Raw genomic sequence first — 17339 nt, 5'->3', positions numbered from 1 at the left:
GAACGTGTACCACAGATGCGGCAGCAACACTTTTATGGTGTAAAAATTGCTCCCATGACAACCGACGAGTGGTCTTCGCGGCTCACCGCGCGAGTGGCCGAGCAGATCCGTGCCGCGCGCAAGGCCACCGGCCTCACCGTGGCGGAGACCGCCGACGCCTGCGCCGCCCTCGGCCTGGCCGTACCGAAGACGACGATCACCAATCTGGAGACCGGCCGTCGCGCCTCGGTCGAGCTGGCCGAGTTCCTGGTCCTCGCCCGGGTGCTCGGGGTCCCCCCGATCGCCCTGCTCTTCCCACTCGGCTCCGCCCCCACGGTCGAGGTCCTGCCGGGAAGAGAAGTCCCGGTCTGGGACGGCCTCGCCTGGTTCACCGGCGAGACCCCCCTGCGGGCACCCGCCCCCGAGAACAGCGCCCGACACCTCCTGGACACGTTCCGCGCGCACAGCGACGCCGTCGCGACCGCCATCGCCTCCACTGAACTCGCCAAGGAACGACGACGGAAAGCGACCACGACGCTGGACCCGGCCCGCCGTGCCGCACTGCTGAAAACCGCGACCACCTACGAACAACTGGCCTTCGATGACTGCCGGGAGCTGCGGGAGTACCGGCAGCGGATGCGCGAGCGCGGCCTGGTGCCTCCGGCACTCCCGGACGAGCTCGCGTTCGTCGATGACATGGTCAACGACTCCGAGGACGATGCGTGAAAAAGGGTTCCACCAGTAGGCGGTGTTCCTGCCGCAACCCCGCCACCGGCACCGCGTACGGGACGGGCTGCCCCAAGCTGTCCAACCGGCGGCACGGCGCCTGGAGCGTTCTCCAGGAGTTGGAGCCCCGACAGGACGGGACCCGTCGGCGGTTCCGCCGCAGTGGCTTCGCGACCGCGGCCCAGGCCACCGACGTGCTGAACAAGGTCCGCGCTCTCATGGCGATACCGGAGAAGGACGATCGGACCGGTCAGCTGGCCATCAGCGATCTTCTGGAGGAGTGCGCCGCGGCCAATGAGCCGCTTCCGGACTACGACGAAACCCGGCGGCGCTTCAGGGTCGGAGAGCCACTCGATCCCAAGACCACCGTCGAGGAGTGGCTCGAGGAGTGGCTGGCCGGGAAGAAGCGCCTGCGTCCCAACGGGGTCAAGCGGTACGAGGTCGACATACGGGTCCACTTGAAGCCCCATCTGGGCCACCTGCGGCTCGACAAACTCCGGGTTGCCCACATCAGCAGGATGTTCGAGGCGATCAACGAAGCGAACATCGAGATCACGGAACAGAACGCCCAGCGTCGGGCGGCCGCCGACGAGCTGAAGTCGATCCCGTGGAAGGGCGCGGAGAACCGCGTCCGCCGGGAACACCTCAAGGCGGCCATCGACCGGATGCCGCCCTTCCGCCGCCCCACCAGCCTCAACACACAACCTCACATCAAGGCCACCCTGCGCGCGGCACTGAACGTCGCGATCGCCCAGCAGCGAATGCCGAACTTCAACCCGGCTGAGCACGTCGAGCTGCTGCCCGGCACCAAACCCAAGGCATTGATCTGGACCGACGAGCGCATCGCCCGCTGGGAGGCGACCGGGGAGAAGCCTTCTCCGGTCATGGTCTGGACACCGGAACAGACCGGACGTTTCCTCGATCACACCGAGAGCCACCGGTTGAGGGTGATGTGGCGGCTGATCGCCTTCCGTGGGCTCCGTCGCGGCGAGGGCTGCGGTCCCCGCTGGGTGGACCACGACTACGCCGGCTCCTCGCTGGCCGTGGCGACGCAGCTGGTCCAGGACGGTTGGGAGGTCATCGAGGGAGCCCCCAAGACCAACAGCGGCATCCGCGTCATCGCGCTCGACAAGGAAACCAACGAGGACCTCAAGGCGCACCGCGAGCAGCAGGAGCGGGAGCGCGCCGAGTGGGGTGACGCGTGGGTGGAGACCGGCCGCATCTTCACCGAGGAGAACGGCACCCTGCTCCATCCCGGCAAGGTCACCGACCTCTTCGAACGTCTCGTGGCGGAGGCCGGGCTGCCGCCGATCCGCCTCCACGACCTGCGCCACGGCGCCGCGACGCTGATGCTCGCGGCCGGCGTGGACGTCAAGGTCGTCTCCGAAACCCTCGGTCACAGCGATACCCGTATCACCCGCGACATCTACCAGGCCGTCCTCGACGACCTCGCCCGCGCCGCAGCTGAGGCTGTAGTCAAGCTCGTTCCCCGAGCTCACCGCAACCCCCACCCGGTAGCTGAGAGCAGCTCCGAAGATATTGATCAGAAACTCATGAGGTTCTCGTCCCGGACGTAGCGGACGTGCGGGCCGCCGAAGTGGCCGCGGACGATGTGTGGCTGACGCTGGCAGCGGCGGAAGAAGCGGCGGGTTGCGGCGGCGAGTTCGGCTTGATCGCCGGCTCGGTGCTGCTTGGGCAGGCTGTGCTTGAGGTCCGAGTTGACCAGCTCGTCGGGGTTCCGCTCCGGCGAGTACGGCGGCAGGAAGTGCAGCCCGACTTCGTCAGGGTGGGCGGCGAACCAGTCGTGGACCTTTTGGGACCGGTAGGCGGAGTGCCCGTCGACCACGAGATGGACCTCGTGGTCGAAGTGGCCAGCGAGCCGGTCAAGGAAGCGGCACATCACCTCGGCGGTGAAGCTCTCGGTGAAGACCATGAAGTGCATCCGGCCCTTGGTGCTGATGGCCGACATCGCGTTCACGGAGAACCGGTTCCCGCTCCGCCGCACCACGGATTTCCTGCCCTCTCGCCCCGGGTGCGGCCGGTGACCTGGCCGGAGCGGATGCCGACCTGGTCGACGAAGAGGATCTCACCACCCTCGGCCTTCGCCTTCGCACGACCTTCGGCCATGTCTCCCGGTGCCAGCACGCCACGGCCTTGGTGGCCTGCTCGACGGCCCGCTTGTCCGGCCGCTAAAACGACAGCTCCCACCGCTTCGGGTACTTGGCCCACCCTCATCTCGACCAGCCTCACCCGGTACAACTTCGTGATCAGCTCACCCACCAGCCGCCACGTCCACAGCTGCCCGCTCGGTCCCGGGTCGCAGGGCCGGTGATCGAGGACCGCCTGCCGCACCGCTGCCTGCTCGACCTCCCCAAGCACCCGGTGCACCCTGACCGGCTTCCTACGGGGCCACATGACCAGTGCCTCCCGGCCGCTGGCCTGCCACTTCGCCCACCAGATGTCGACCGCCTTCAGCAACCCCCGAACATCACCGCCACGTCCTCACGATCCCGTCCTGCCACCAACGCGGCCACCGCCCGCAACCGCAGTACCTCCTGCGTCCACGGCGACAGATGCCGCGCGTCCCCCACCAGATCACTCACACCCCACCAACGACCCAGAACCCGAACCGTTTCGGACCAATGCCAGCAAGGTCACCGGAGCCAGGACGCATCATGATCGGAACTACAGCCACCGTGGTTGTGCCGCCGCCGGTACCCTGGCTGCACACTTCGAAGCAATGTGATCGCGCCGTGGCGCGGAGGAGAACAACTGCAACATGGCACCGACCACCAAAGAAGGCCAGCGGGCAGAGCTGCACAAGACGATCTGGCGTATCGCGAATGACCTGCGCGGCAGTGTCGACGGCTGGGACTTCAAGAGCTACGTGCTGGGCATGCTCTTCTACCGCTTCATCTCCGAGAACCTAACCGCATACATCAACCGCGGCGAACATGAAGCTGGAGATGAGTCGTTCGACTACAAGGTGCTTCCCAACGCGCAAGCCGAGTTCGCTCGTGACGAGGTGGTGGCAGAGAAGGGTTTCTATATTCTGCCGTCGGAACTGTTCACTAATGTCCGCGAGCGCGCTGCGCGGGACGAGAACCTCAACGAGACGCTCGCTCGGGTGTTCAAGAACATCGAGGGCTCAGCGCTGGGAACTGACAGCGAGGACGACCTGAAGGGGCTGTTTGACGATCTTGACGTCAACAGTAACAAGCTCGGAGGGACGGTCGCCAAGCGCAACCAGAAGCTCGTGAAGTTGCTCGACGCCATCGGCGATCTGCCGCTGGGGCGGTTTGAGGACAACTCGATTGACCTGTTCGGCGATGCCTACGAATACCTGATGCAGATGTACGCGGCCAACGCGGGCAAATCCGGTGGCGAGTACTACACGCCGCAGGAGGTCTCAGAACTGCTGGCGCGCATCGCAGTCGTCGGTAAGAAGCAGGTCAACAAGGTCTATGACCCGGCGGTCGGGTCGGGCTCGCTGCTACTGAAGTTCGACAAGGTGCTCGGCAAGAACAATGTCCGCCGTGGTTTCTACGGTCAGGAGATCAACCTGACTACGTACAACCTTGCTCGGATCAATATGTTCCTACACGACGTGAACTACTCCGACTTCAACCTCGCGCACGGCGACACTCTCATCGACCCGGCGCACTGGGACGATGAACCGTTCGAGGCGATCGTCTCCAACCCGCCGTACTCGATCAGGTGGGAAGGTGACGCGAACCCGTTGCTGATCAACGATGAGCGTTTTGCGCCGGCGGGCGTGCTGGCGCCGAAGTCGAAGGCCGACCTGGCCTTCACGATGCACATGCTCAGCTGGCTCGCCGTCAACGGCACGGCCGCGATCGTCGAGTTCCCTGGGGTGCTATACCGCGGGGGTGCAGAAAAGAAGATCCGTAAGTACCTGGTTGATAACAACTACGTAGACGCGGTCATCCAGTTGCCTGCTGACCTGTTCTTCGGCACCACGATCGCCACGTGCATCCTCGTGTTGAAGAAGTCGAAGAAGTCCAGTGACGTGCTGTTTATCGACGCCTCAGCTGAGTTCAAGCGTGTCGGCAACAAGAACAAGCTGCTCGAGGAGCACCAGGCAAGGATCCTCGAGGCGTTTACCACACGTGAGCCGGAAGATCACTTCACCACGCTCGTCAGTAACGAGGATATCGCGGCGAACGACTACAACATCGCCGTGTCCTCTTACGTGGAGTCGGAGGACACGCGTGAGGAGGTCGACATCGTCGAACTGAACGCCAAGATTTCCCGCATCGTGGCGCGGCAGGCGGAGCTGCGCACGTCGATCGACGCAATCGTTTCTGAGCTGGAAGCAGGGGGAAATGCGCTTGTCTAAACTCCTCTCTGATGCTCCCGCTATAGCAACCACGCAAGTGGATGGTTTTCTCGACGGGAACGCACTGAAGTGGGGCAAGCACAAGAGGATCAAAGTGGGGAAGGTCCTCCGAAATTTTCATTGCCGCGCCTGCGACGCTCAGCGAACCTTCACGTCTGGAGATGAGCTGTCTTGTTTGGGTCTTGGCGGCAACCAGATCAGTATCGACGTCGCACTGCAGTGCATTGAGTGCCAGTCATCCGTGGAAATATGGTTCCTCATCGGCAGCAATGGGGATATTTCCAGCGTCGCACCGGAAGTACGTATCGAGCGCTACACAGAGAACCTGCGCGACCGCGCTGACCGGGTCGACAGTCATCGCGGCCCGTTTTCGGATCTGGTCAAGCGAGCGCAGCTCGCATATGAAAACCAACTCGGTGCTGGATCGATCATCTATCTTCGTAAGATCTTCGAACTTGTCACGTTCGAAGTGGCCGAGATTGCCGAGATCGAGACAAAGAAGAATAACGGGCGAAATATCCCCTTCTCCGTGGTGTTGGAGAGGGTGAATCAAGTTCGCAACATCATTCCGCGACGTTTCTCAAGCGACGGCTATCAGCTATTTCGCGAGCTCAGTGACATTATCCATGGCGAGTCGAGCGAAGAAGAGGCGCTCCAGAAATATAAGCCCTGCCTCCAGTTGGTCCTAGGCGTTGTTGACGAAGTAAGTCGTGACAACGAGTACGCGCGAGCGATCGAAGAGCTAGGATGGAACGTCGAGAACATTAGTGAGATCGCAGGAGGAAACGTCACGTGAGCCGTATCAATGAAATGCTTCAGGAACTGTGCCCGGACGGAGTCAAGTTCAAGGAGCTTGGCACGATTGCAGAACTAGTTCGAGGTAACGGAATGCCGAAATCAGACTTCACGGACGAAGGGATCGGCTGTATTCACTACGGTCAGATCTATACGCACTACGGCGCCTGGGCCACTGAAGTAATTTCGCACGTACATGAGGACAAGGCTGCAAGTCTGGCGAAGGTGAATCCTGGCGATCTCATCATCACCAACACCAGCGAGAATCTCGATGACGTGGGTAAGGCTGTTGCGTGGCTCGGCAGTGAGACCATTGTAACGGGGGGGCATGCGACTGTCATTAAGCCGTCTATCGACTCCAAGTTTCTTGCCTACTGGTTCCAGTCCCCGGCATTCTTTTATGAGAAAAAGCGTCGCGCCACTGGCACCAAGGTTATCGATGTTTCCGCAAATAAGCTCGCAACGGTGAAAATTCCGGTCCCGCCTCTTAAAGTGCAGCGGGAGATCGTGAGGGTACTGGATCAGTTCACTCAGCTGGAGGCGGAGCTGGAGGCGGAGCTGGAGGCGGAGCTGGAGGCGCGCCGTCGCCAGTACGAGTACTACCGAGACAGGATGGTGAGCGAGGCTGTCGGAGCGGAGCATCTTCGGCTAGGTGACGTTGGGGTCTTTGTGCGTGGACGTCGTTTTACCAAGAATGACGTGGTCGATTCTGGAATTCCGAGTATCCACTACGGTGAGATTTATACCGAATACGGTACCTCCACGACCGAGGCCGTTAGGCAGGTTCGTGTTGAGCTTCGCGATCAACTCCGGTATGCGGAACCCGGGAGTGTAGTATTCGCCGGTGTTGGTGAGACGGTTGAAGACGTAGGTAAAGCTGTCGCGTGGCTCGGAAACGGACCAGTGGCAACGCACGATGACACATTTGTGTTTACCTCCTCACTGGACCCTAAGTATGTTGCTTATGCAGTGCAGACAAAGGAATTTCATCGCCAGAAGGAACGCCATGTATCGCGAGCCAAGGTGAAGAGACTCTCAGCATCTGGGCTCGCCGATATCAAGATCCCAGTCCCGGATCTGGCCGTGCAGAAGAGAATCGTCGAGACGCTCGACGATTTTGATGCCCTCGTCAATGACATCAATTTCGAGCTACCGGCTGAGATTTCTTTTCGCCGCAAGCAGTACGAGCACTACCGTGATCGACTCTTGACGTTCAGGGAGGCTGCGGCATGAGGGAAGGGCAAGCGCGCAAGTACGACCCGATTGCTGTATCGGCTGATACTACGGTCGTTGCTGAGTACATCTCCGATGCTTCTGGAGCGGCAGCATACCAATCGGAGGCGGCGCTCGAACGGGAGGTAATCCGTCTGCTGGAGTTGCAGGCGTATGAGTACCTCCCGATCAAATCGGAGGCTCAACTTGTCGCGAACCTGCGGATCCAGCTTGAGGCGCTAAACCACGTGTCGTTCTCGGACTCTGAGTGGGATTCGTTCTTCTCCACCAAGATTGCCGGACAGAACGAGGGCATCGCGGAGAAGACGGTGCGGGTTCAGGAAGACCACGTTCAGATTCTGAAGCGTGACGATGGTTCGACGAAGAACATCACGCTCATCGACAAGAAGAACGTCCACAATAATCGTCTGCAGGTCATCAACCAGTACCAGGTAGACCGTGGCAAGGGCAATGCGAGCTTCGCGAACCGGTACGACGTGACGGTGCTAGTCAACGGTCTGCCGATGGTGCATATCGAGCTCAAGCGCCGCGGGGTGGACATCCGTGAGGCGTTCAACCAGATCAACCGGTACCAGCGCGATAGCTTCTGGGCAGGTTCTGGATTGTTCGAGTATGTGCAGTTGTTCGTGATCAGCAACGGCACGCTGACGAAGTACTACTCCAACAGTACCCGTTCGAAGCACTTGAAGGACAACCAGAAAGCTGCCGGCGCAGGCAAGGGTAAGAAGTCAAGCAATTCGTTTGAGTTCACGTCGTGGTGGGCGGACGCGCAGAACAAGCCGATCGTGGAGTTGACCGCGTTCGTCAAGACGTTCTTCGCCAAGCACTCGCTGCTGAACGTGCTGACGAAGTACTGCGTGCTGACAGCCGACCGTGACCTGCTAGTGATGCGGCCGTACCAGATCGTGGCGACGGAGCGGATCTTGCGGAAGATCGATTGCTCGACGAATCGCAGGACGCTTGGCACCGTCGAGGCGGGCGGGTACATCTGGCATACGACCGGCTCGGGCAAGACGCTGACGTCGTTCAAGGCCGCGCAGCTGGCATCGAAGCTACCCGATGTCGCGAAAGTGTTGTTCGTCGTCGACCGCAAGGACCTCGACTACCAGACGATGCGCGAGTACGACCGCTTCGAGAAAGGCGCCGCTAACTCGAATGCGTCCACGGCGATCTTGAAGAAGCAGCTGGAGGATCCGAACGCAAGCATCATCATCACGACGATCCAGAAGCTGTCGACATTCATCAAGGCGAACCGGGGACACGAGGTGTTCTCGGGCCACTCCGTGATCATCTTCGACGAGTGTCACCGGTCGCAGTTCGGCGATATGCACACCGACATCACGCGAGCCTTCAAGCGGTACAACCTGTTCGGCTTCACCGGGACTCCGATCTTCCCGCCCAACTCCTCGAGCGGCGGGAACCCGCTACTGAAGACCACTGAGCAGGCCTTCGGCGACAAACTGCACACGTACACGATCATAGACGCGATCACGGACAGGAATGTCCTGCCGTTCCGGATCGACTACGTCAACACGATCAAGGTCGGCAACCCAGACGATAAGCAGGTCTCGGCGATCGATCGGGAGCGCGCTCTGTTGGATGTGCGCCGACTCCGCGAGATCACGACGTACATCCTGGAGCACTTCGATCAGAAGACCAAGCGGCAGACGAGCTATGAGCACACAGTTGTCGCTAATGTTACGGAATCGACCCGCACGAGGCGTCAGGTAGAGGCGCTTCGTGAGAAGAAGCGAGTCCGCGGCTTCAATGCCCTGTTCGCCACCGCCTCAATCGAGGCAGCGCAGTGCTATTACTTGCAGTTCAAGCATCAGCAGGAGGCGCTCACCCCGGATCAGCGGTTGAAGGTGGGCATCATCTTCTCCTACGGCGCGAACGAGGCTACCGATGACGGGATCCTTGACGACGAGGCGTTTGACACCGATGCACTGAGCGGAGACGCGCGCACGTTCCTGGAAGGTGCAATCCGGGACTACAACGCGATGTTCGGCACCAGCTATGATACCAGCGCCGACAAGTTCCAGAACTACTACAAGGACCTGTCGCAGCGAGTGAAGAACCGCGAGATCGACTTGGTCATCGTGGTGAACATGTTCCTCACCGGCTTCGACGCGACCACGCTCAACACGCTGTTCGTCGACAAGAACTTGAAGATGCATGGTTTGATCCAGGCATACTCGCGCACCAATCGGATCCTCAACTCCGTCAAACGCCACGGGAATATCATCGTCTTCCGTGACCTTGAAGAGGAGACAAATGCGGCGCTCGAGCTATTCGGGAACAAGGATGCCAAAGGCATCGTCATCGTGCCGCCCTACAGCGAGTACTACAGCGAGTACGTAGAGAAGGTCACCGAGCTGCTACAGACCTTCCCGTTTGGCGCCACTATTATCGGGGAGCAGGCCCAGAAGGACTTCATCAACCTTTTCGGTGCCGTACTGCGGCTGCACAACATCCTGACCGAGTTTGACGACTTCGCCGGCCAGGACCTGTTGACAGATCGCCAGCACCAGGACTACCGCAGTGTCTATCTCAACTTGTACGCCGAGTTCCGTGCGGAGACCGCCGCGGAGAAGGAACGCATCAACGAGGATGTCGTCTTCGAGATCGAACTGGTAAAGCAGGTCGAGATCAACGTCGACTACATCTTGATGCTCGTTGAGAAAATGCGGACCGAACGTGGGGACGGTCAGGACAAGGAGATTCGTGCCCAGATCTCGCGTGCGGTCGACGCTAGCCCGAGCCTGCGGAGCAAGCGCGACCTTGTTGAGGACTTCGTGAACTCGCTGTCTGTGCGTGGCGCTGTCGATGAACAGTGGCAGGCGTACGTGGAAGCGAAGCGAGATGCTGAACTTGCGGCAATCATCGAGGAGCAAAAACTCAAGCCCGAGCAGACCCAGGCATTCATCACGGCCGCGTTCCGTGACGGGCAGATCCGTACGACTGGTACAGAGATTACGAAGATCCTGCCCCCCGTCTCTCGTTTCAGTCGCGATGGCGGCCACAGCGACAAGAAGAAGCGTGTGATCGAAACATTGACACAGTTCTTCGAACGGTTCTTTGGGCTGGGTGCTGGAGGAAACGACTAGGGCGTGTTCCGGGTTCAGATCACTGTTGTGTCAAATGGCTCCGCCGGAGGGTCCCGGGACGGTAGACATCCGGGGTGACGCGAGGCGATCTGACGGATGCAGAGTGGGAGTTGTTCGAGCCGCATCTGCCGCTCGGCGTGAGTGGGCCGATCCCTGACCTGCGTAAACAGTTGAACGCGGTGATGTGGAGGTTCCGGACCGGGAGCCCGTGGCGCGACATCCCTGAACGCTACGGGTCCTGGTCCACCGTCTACGGCCGCTTCCAGAAATGGGCGCTTGCGGGCACCTTCGAGAGGCTGATGGAGCGGATGATCGCCGAGGCGGCCTGGCGCGGACAGGCCGATCTGGACCTGGTCAGCGTCGATTCCACCGTCGCACGCGCGCATCACCACGCGGCCGGCATGGCCGTCGACCCCGAGCTCCTGGACGAGCTGGTGAGAGCGGCCGAGGAGGAAAAAGGGCTTCAGAGAAGGGACAATCCGCCCAGGTGACGGCCGAAGGCGACCCGGTCGAGGAAGCGTTACGTGCCGAACGGCGACGGATGCACCGCCGCCGCAAAGCCCGCCTGAAAACTGCCGCGCTGGGGCGTTCACGAGGTGGGCTGACGGTCAAGACGCACCTGGCCACCGACCAGCTGTGCCGCCCGCTGTCGTTCGTGGTGACACCGGGACAGGCAGCCGACAGTCCGCGTTTCCCCGCGGTTCTCGACCGAGTCAGGGTCTGTGGGCCGGTCGGCCGGCCCCGCACCCGCCCTGGGGCCGTCTCCGCAGACAAGGCGTACTCATCCCGCACGAACCGGTCCTACCTGCGTAAACGACGGATCCAGGCGGTGATCCCGGAGAAGAAGGACCAGGCCGCCAACCGCAAGAAGCGAGGCTCGAAGGGCGGCCGCCCGCTCTCCCACGACGCCGAGCTCTACAAGGAGAGGAACACCGTCGAGCGCGGCATCAACAAGATCAAGGAATGGCGAGGGCTGGCCACCCGCTACGACAAGACACCCACGAGCTACCTCGCCGGACTCCACCTACGCGGATCGATCATCTGGCTCCGCAGCCTCCGCCCCACCACTTGATCCGAACCCGGAACACGCCCTAGAAGACTCATGAAGATCTTGGGGTTCTGGCCCCGCCGCATGAGCGGCGGGGCCAGACTCTTTGTTGTGGTGATGGGGGAATGGGCCGGGGAGACTGTCGGGCCGGATGTGTGGGAGACGTGCTGGGAGTTGATCCCGGCGGGGAGCGTGTTCGCGTTCCTGGCCGAGCATCGTGGTGCGCTGTTTCCGGCGGACATGTTCGCGGACATGTATCCGTCGGCGAACGGGCGGCCGAGCATGCCGCCGCAGATCCTGGCCACCGCGATCACACTGCAGGCCCTGCACGGGCTGTCGGACTTCGAAACGGTCCAGGAACTGCGCTGTGACCTGCGGTGGAAGGCTGCGTGCGGGCTGGGTTTGCACGACATGGCGTTCGATCCGTCGCTGCTGGCCTACTTCCGCCGCCGTCTTTCCCGCTCCGTCCGGCCCAACCGGGTGTTCGAAACCGTGCGAGAGGTGGTGAGGGCCACCGGCGTCCTCAGGGGCAAGCACCGGCGGGCACTGGATTCCACGGTGCTGGACGACGCGGTGGCCACGCAGGACACCGTCACCCGGCTGATCGCCGCCGTCCGGGCAGTGATCCGCGAGGTTCCCGGGGCCGCCGAGGTCGCCGCGGTGCGGTGCACGGCCCACGACTACACCGATCCGGGCAAGCCCCGCATCGCCTGGAACGACCAGGCCGCCCGGGAGACTCTGGTAGACGCCCTGGTCACCGACGCGCTCAGGCTGCTGGGACATCTGCCCGAGCAGGAACTGGGTGAGAAGGCGGCGAACGCGGTCGGCCTGCTGGCCCTGGTCACAGGCCAAGACGTGGAGCCGGCCGAGGACTCCGACGGCCGCGACGGACGGTGGCGCATCACCCGGGGCACCGCCTACGACCGGATGGTCTCCACCGTCGACCCCGAGGCCCGGCACGTGCACAAGACCCGCAGCCATCAGCAGGACGGCTTCAAAGCCCACCTGGCCGTCGAGCCCGAGACCGGGTTATACACCGCCGTCGCCCTCACCCCTGGCGCCGGAAGCGAGCACCACGAGGCCGCCGTCGGCGTCGACCTGCTCGCCGGGGAGGAAGACCCGGTGGACGTCTTCGGTGATACGGCCTACTCTACCGGCGAGGCCCGCCAGGCCCTCGACGAGGCAGGGCACCGGCTGTTCCTCAAGCCCGCTCCGTTGCGGGCCGCCGTTCCCGGCGGCTTCACCCTGGACGACTTCCGCATCGACACCACCACGGCCACCGTGACCTGCCCGGCCGGACACACCGTCCCTCTCTCCGAGCCCGGAGGACAGCACCAGCAGCGCAAGGCCGCTTTCAAGGACCTGTGCACCGGGTGCCCCCTGCGCGAGCGGTGCACCAAGGCCAAGGCCGGACGCATCCTGACCATCCGCCCGCACCACGACCTCCAGGCAGCCGCCCGCGACCAGGCCGCCACCGACCCCGACTGGCAAGCCGACTACCGACGCTGGAGACCACCGGTCGAACGCGCCGTCGCCTGGCTCGTCCAGCACGACAACCGCAAACTCCGCTACCGCGGCGCCATCGCCAACAACACCTGGCTCCACACCCGAGCAGCAGCCCTCAACCTCCGCCGACTGATCAACCTCGGACTCACCCGAACAGGCAGCACCTGGACGATCAATCCAGCCACCACATAGACCAAGGAGCCGCCCCGCCCTTCGGCCGGACAGCCCCTCAGCAAGATCTTCATGAGTCTTCTAGTACTCCAGCCGTAGATCTTGATCTTCATGCTGGCTGGCTGTTCTGCCGACGGTAGTGGGCGGTCTGGGCCCTGGCTTGGTGGCGTCGTCGCCACTGTGACCAGCGAAGTCGGTGTGCCGTGTCGTGCACGACAGTGGTGACGAGTGTGGTGAAGAGGTGCTGGATCTCGTTGCGGGTCAGCGGGATCAGCTCGCTGGTTGCCTGGTGCTGGTCGTGTTCGAGTGCGGTGGCTGCGGGTGAGGGTGGCATCGTGGCGCATGGTGCGGGCAGCTCCGGTGTCCACGTCGTCCTGGTCGTGGTTTTCGCCGCAGGGGCAGATGCTCCACTCGCCCTTCTCGATGCGGGCGATGGTTCTGTCGAGGTGATCGGCGAGTTCGTCCAGGAGTCCGACGGGGACGAAGGGGCCATTGTCGGTGATGAGGGCGGCGCCGAGTTCAGTGGCCAGGTCCATCAGGTGGGCGGCTGCCCGGCCGTCGTGGTTGGTGGCGGCGTACTTGCCTGCCTGGGCGGCGGCCATCACGAGGCGACCGAGCGTGCCGAGGTCGACTGGGACGGTGCGTGCGTCGACGCGGACCGGGCGGACGGCGTGCACGTCCTCCGCTCCGTCGAGCCGTTCGTCGGCGGCGCGGACGATGAGGTCCGCCACGGTCTCCGGGGACACGAGGTGGAGAGCCTCCTCCTCGTCCAGACCGATCCGTTCGGCGGTGACGGTGACCATGTGGGCGAGCACGCCCCGCACGGCGGTCGGCTCGACCTGAAGGCCCCGGGTCAGCAACACGGCGTCGATCCGGGCCGTGAGGCTCCTGAAGGCCGGCGTGGCGCGGATATCGGTCACCGCTCCAGGTTACGGCCCGGGTTGTCGGAGTCATACAAGAACGAGGAGGCTGGAAGGCGACCGTGCGGAACGCATCCCGGCCCCCCTGTGCACGCGCGTCGCGCTGATGGCCACCCCTTGGCCACCCCTGCCCCGGTCGAGCCCGGAAAAGGGGGCGGAGTCGACTGGGCGTCAGGTCGGAGACACGAGAAAGGCCAGGTCAGAGGGTGTCTGACCTGGCCTTCGGGAGAGCCGCCTAAGGGAATCGAACCCTTGACCTACGCATTACGAGTGCGTCGCTCTGGCCGACTGAGCTAAGGCGGCATGTGCCGGGGCCAGTCTACACAGCGCCGGCGGTGGGTCCGGCACACCCGGGGTGCCGGGCGGCGGGTCGGCCGGACCCCGCACCGGGGTCGGTGGCGGGGCTCGGCCCCGCTGCCCCGGACCTCGGGATTCCGGGGCATCGGCCCCCGGCCCCGGTGTCAGGGGCAGGTGGTGCCGGGCTCCGGCTGGACGCCGTCGAGGAGGTGGGCGTTGACGGCGGCGTCGACGCACTCGTCGGTGCCGTAGGCACCGTGGCCGTCGCCGTCGAGGGTCAGCAGGACGGCGGACTCCAACTGCTCGGCCAGCCCCTCGGACCAGGCGTACGGCGTGGCCGGGTCGCGGGTGGTGCCGACGACCAGGATCGGGTCGGCGCCGGCCGCGCGGATCGGCCCCGGTTCACCGGTGGCGTCCACCGGCCACATCCCGCACAGCAGCGACGCCCAGGCGAACTCGCGGCCGAAGATCGGCGCCATCTCCTCGAACTCGTCCAGCGCCCCGAGCACGTCCTCGGGGGTGGTGAGGTCGGCGGGACGGTCCAGGCAGCCGATGGCGGGGAAGGCGAAGTTCACGGTGCCGTAGGCGCCGACCGCGTCGCGGCGGTGGTACTCGTCGGCCAGGCGCAGCAGCGGCGCGCCGGGGGCGTCGCCGGAGTCGTCCCCGGAATCCCCGAGGTCGATCTCCTCGATGTCGAGGGCGACCGCGACGGCCGGGGCCAGCGCCTCGCGCAGCCGGGGCCAGGCCGTCTCGCTGTACAGCGCGCGGGCGATGGCGGTGGTGGCGAGGGACTCGGTCAGCGGCCGGCTCTCGCCGGTGGGCAGGGGCTCTGCGTCCAGGGCGTCGAGGAGGTCGGCGATGTCGTCGATCGACAGGATGGGGCAGTCCTCGTACCCGACGCACTCGACGACGAACTCGTGCAGCGCCGCCTCGAACCCGGCGGCCTGCATGAGGTCGGTGGTCAGGGTGTCCAGACGCGGCTCCATCCCCGCGTCGAGGACAAGCCGCCCGGAGCGGTCGGGGAAGAGGTCTGCGTAGACCGCGCCGAGGTGGGTGCCGTAGGAGGCGCCGTAGTAGTTCAGGCTTTCCTCGCCGAGGACGGCCCGCACCAGGTCCAGGTCACGGGCGGCCTCGGTGGTGGAGATGTGTTCCAGCAGCCGGCCGGAGCGTTCCCGGCAGCTTTCGGCGAAGTCGACGAAGGCTGCCGTGAGGGCGTCGATCTCGGCGTCGTCGTCCGGGGTGCGGTCGACGAGGGTGAAGGCGTCCATGGCTGCGTCGTCGAGACATTCGACGGGCTCGCTGCCGCCGGTGCCGCGCGGGTCGACGGCGACGAGGTCGTACCGGGCCCGGATCTCGGCGGGGAAGCCGGTGCCGGCGTGGTTCTGCAGGAAGTCGACGGCGGAGGAGCCGGGGCCGCCGGGGTTGAGGAGCAGCGAGCCGAGGCGTTCCTCGGCGGGACCGACGGCCCGGGCCCGGGACAGGGCGAGTTGGACGTCCTCGGCGGGGTCCACGGCCTCGTAGTTCAGCGGCGCGTTCAGGGTGGCGCACTGGTATCCGCTGGCGCCGCAGTCACGCCAGGTGATCTCCTGCTCGTAGTAGGGCAGCAGGTCCTCGGGCACGTCCTCGAGGGCGTCGGGCGTCTCGCCGATGTCCCCGGTGTGGCCGGCGGGGGCGCCGAGTGAGTCGTCCGGCCCGGCGTCGGGCGCGCCGGTACAGCCGGTGAGCAGCAGCGCCGCCGCGGTGAGGACGGCGGTGGCGGCGCGGGACGTGCGGGCGGCGGGCATGGCTCCCCCGGCGAGAGGTGAACGGCGACGTGGGAGGAGCCTAACCGCACGGCGGGGGAGGTCGCGCCTCCGGTTCGGCGGGACGGTTCCGGGGAGGTCGTCGAATCCTTTGACGAGTACGGAAAGTGACCAGGGGTCAGCTCCGGGCGCGGGCGGGCAGGGGGTCGCGCAGGGACAGGGTCATGGCCTCGACGGCGAGCAGGGGCGCGACGTTGCGGTCCAGGGCACGACGGCAGTCCAGGATGGCCTCGATGCGGCGCAGGGTCTGTTCGGGTCGGGAGGCGGCGGCGATCCGGGCGACCGCGTCGGGGGGGCCGGCGCCGACGGCGACATCGGTGCCGAACTGCCGGGCGAGCACGTCGCGGTAGAAGCCGGTGAGCTCGGAGAGGGCGAGGTCGAGGGCGTCGCGCTGGGTGCGGGTGGCGCGGCGCTTCTGGCGTTCCTCCAGCTCCTTCATCGCGCCGGCGGTGCCGCGCGGCATGCGTTTCCCCTCGGCGCCGCCGAGGGCGGCGCGCAACTCCCCGGTCTCCTTGCCGTCCAGCTCCTCGGCGAGCTGCTTGGCGTCCTCGGCGGCGGTGTCCACGAGCTGTTGGGCGGCGCGCAGGCAGGCGCCGACGTCGTCGAGGCGGGTGGGGATGGCGAGGACCGCGTCACGGCGGGCGCGGGCGCGTTCGTCGGTGGCCAACCGGCGGGCCCGGTCGATGTGGCCGCCGGTGGCGCGGGCCGCCGCGGCGGCGGTCTCGGGATGAATGCCGTCGCGGCGGGTGAGGAGGTCGGCGACGGCGTCCACGGGCGGGGTGCGCAGGGACAGCGTGCGGCAACGGGAGCGGATGGTGGGCAGCACGTCCTCGATGGAGGGCGCGCACAGCAGCCACACGGTGCGGGGGGCGGGTTCCTCGACGCCCTTGAGGAGGACGTTGCCGGCGCCCTCGGTGAGGCGGTCGGCGTCCTCCAGGAGGATGACCTGCCAGCGTCCGCCGGCCGGGGAGAGCTGGGCGCGGCGGATGAGGGAGCGGGTCTCACCGACGCCGATGGTGAGGACCTCGGTGCGGACGTTCTCGACATCGGCGTGGGTGCCGATGAGCGAGGTGTGGCAGCCGTCGCAGAAGCCGCAGCCGGGGGCGCCGCCCAGGGCGCGGTCGGGGCCGCGGCACTGGAGCGCGGCGGCGAAGGCGCGGGCGGCGGTGGCGCGACCGCAGCCGGGCGGGCCGGTGAACAGCCAGGCGTGGGTCATGGCGGAACCGGTGAGCGCGGGTTCCTCGCCCCGCTCGACGGCGGTGACGAAGGCGTCGGCGTCGCGGGCGGCCGCGAGGAGTTGCTCGCTCACCCGGTCCTGCCCCACCAGGTCGTCCCACACCGACACGGCTCCGCCCCCCTTCTTTTCGGTCCCTCTCGGGTCCTCGTCCGCTCTGT

The 17339-nt window shown here is 65.0% G+C and carries 12 protein-coding genes, 1 tRNA gene and 2 pseudogenes; 8 read left to right on the top strand and 7 right to left on the bottom strand.

What is annotated here, in order from left to right; translation table 11 throughout:
• Positions 1-54: 54 nt before the first annotated feature.
• Entirely contained in the window at positions 55-705 is a 651-nt protein-coding gene (locus LZF96_RS07965; protein ID WP_233867769.1) for a helix-turn-helix domain-containing protein, read from the top strand.
• Positions 702-2282, top strand: a complete 1581-nt coding sequence (locus LZF96_RS07960; protein ID WP_233867766.1) for a tyrosine-type recombinase/integrase — start codon at positions 702-704, stop codon at positions 2280-2282. The genes LZF96_RS07965 and LZF96_RS07960 overlap by 4 nt, the downstream gene beginning before the upstream one ends.
• Here LZF96_RS07960 and LZF96_RS26945 read toward each other — a convergent pair.
• Genes LZF96_RS26945 through LZF96_RS26935 form a run of 3 tightly spaced genes read right to left on the bottom strand, consistent with a single transcriptional unit; the run spans position 2249 to position 3308 of the window.
• Positions 2249-2710: a transposase gene (locus LZF96_RS26945; protein WP_233867763.1), complete on the bottom strand. Its 462-nt coding sequence runs from the start codon at positions 2708-2710 to the stop codon at positions 2249-2251. The two genes, LZF96_RS07960 and LZF96_RS26945, sit on opposite strands and share 34 nt — an antisense overlap.
• A complete protein-coding gene (locus LZF96_RS26940) occupies positions 2680-3183 on the bottom strand; it encodes a hypothetical protein (protein ID WP_233867760.1) in 504 nt (167 codons plus the stop codon). The genes LZF96_RS26945 and LZF96_RS26940 overlap by 31 nt, the downstream gene beginning before the upstream one ends.
• Positions 3177-3308, bottom strand: coding sequence for a hypothetical protein (locus tag LZF96_RS26935; RefSeq protein WP_308294167.1), 132 nt, complete (start codon positions 3306-3308; stop codon positions 3177-3179). The genes LZF96_RS26940 and LZF96_RS26935 overlap by 7 nt, the downstream gene beginning before the upstream one ends.
• A 176-nt stretch (positions 3309-3484) precedes the next feature.
• Between LZF96_RS26935 and LZF96_RS07945 the strand changes: the two genes are divergently transcribed.
• The 6 genes and pseudogenes from LZF96_RS07945 (at position 3485) to LZF96_RS07920 (ending at position 12946) form a co-directional block, all read left to right on the top strand.
• A complete protein-coding gene (locus tag LZF96_RS07945) occupies positions 3485-5065 on the top strand; it encodes a type I restriction-modification system subunit M (RefSeq protein WP_233867757.1) in 1581 nt (526 codons plus the stop codon).
• The gene (locus LZF96_RS07940; protein ID WP_233867755.1) at positions 5058-5861 is read left to right on the top strand and encodes a hypothetical protein; all 804 of its coding nucleotides are present in this window, start codon (positions 5058-5060) and stop codon (positions 5859-5861) included. The genes LZF96_RS07945 and LZF96_RS07940 overlap by 8 nt, the downstream gene beginning before the upstream one ends.
• A complete protein-coding gene (locus tag LZF96_RS07935; protein WP_233867753.1) occupies positions 5858-7093 on the top strand; it encodes a restriction endonuclease subunit S in 1236 nt (411 codons plus the stop codon). Before LZF96_RS07940 ends, LZF96_RS07935 begins: the two co-directional genes overlap by 4 nt.
• Entirely contained in the window at positions 7090-10200 is a 3111-nt protein-coding gene (locus tag LZF96_RS07930) for a type I restriction endonuclease subunit R (RefSeq protein WP_233867751.1), read from the top strand. The genes LZF96_RS07935 and LZF96_RS07930 overlap by 4 nt, the downstream gene beginning before the upstream one ends.
• Before the next feature lie 74 nt (positions 10201-10274).
• Positions 10275-11272: pseudogene (locus tag LZF96_RS07925) on the top strand (IS5 family transposase).
• A 93-nt stretch (positions 11273-11365) separates the two neighbouring features.
• The gene (locus tag LZF96_RS07920; RefSeq protein WP_233867947.1) at positions 11366-12946 is read left to right on the top strand and encodes an IS1182 family transposase; all 1581 of its coding nucleotides are present in this window, start codon (positions 11366-11368) and stop codon (positions 12944-12946) included.
• An 88-nt stretch (positions 12947-13034) separates the two neighbouring features.
• Here LZF96_RS07920 and LZF96_RS07915 read toward each other — a convergent pair.
• The 4 genes and pseudogenes from LZF96_RS07915 to LZF96_RS07900 form a co-directional block, all read right to left on the bottom strand.
• Positions 13035-13235: pseudogene (locus LZF96_RS07915) on the bottom strand (IS701 family transposase); the annotation flags it as partial.
• A gap of 839 nt (positions 13236-14074) precedes the next feature.
• Positions 14075-14148 (bottom strand) — tRNA-Thr (locus LZF96_RS07910).
• Positions 14149-14306: 158 nt separating this feature from the next.
• Positions 14307-15926, bottom strand: a complete 1620-nt coding sequence (locus tag LZF96_RS07905) for an alpha/beta hydrolase (protein ID WP_233867749.1) — start codon at positions 15924-15926, stop codon at positions 14307-14309.
• Between the two features lie 136 nt (positions 15927-16062).
• Complete coding sequence (locus tag LZF96_RS07900) at positions 16063-17289, bottom strand: DNA polymerase III subunit delta' (protein WP_233867747.1); 1227 nt, start codon at positions 17287-17289, stop codon at positions 16063-16065.
• Positions 17290-17339 lie beyond the last annotated feature (50 nt).

Origin of the sequence: Streptomyces sp. ST2-7A (genome assembly GCF_021390475.1) — a bacterium.
Lineage (GTDB): Bacteria > Actinomycetota > Actinomycetes > Streptomycetales > Streptomycetaceae > Streptomyces.
This window is presented reverse-complemented; position numbering and strand designations above follow the sequence as displayed.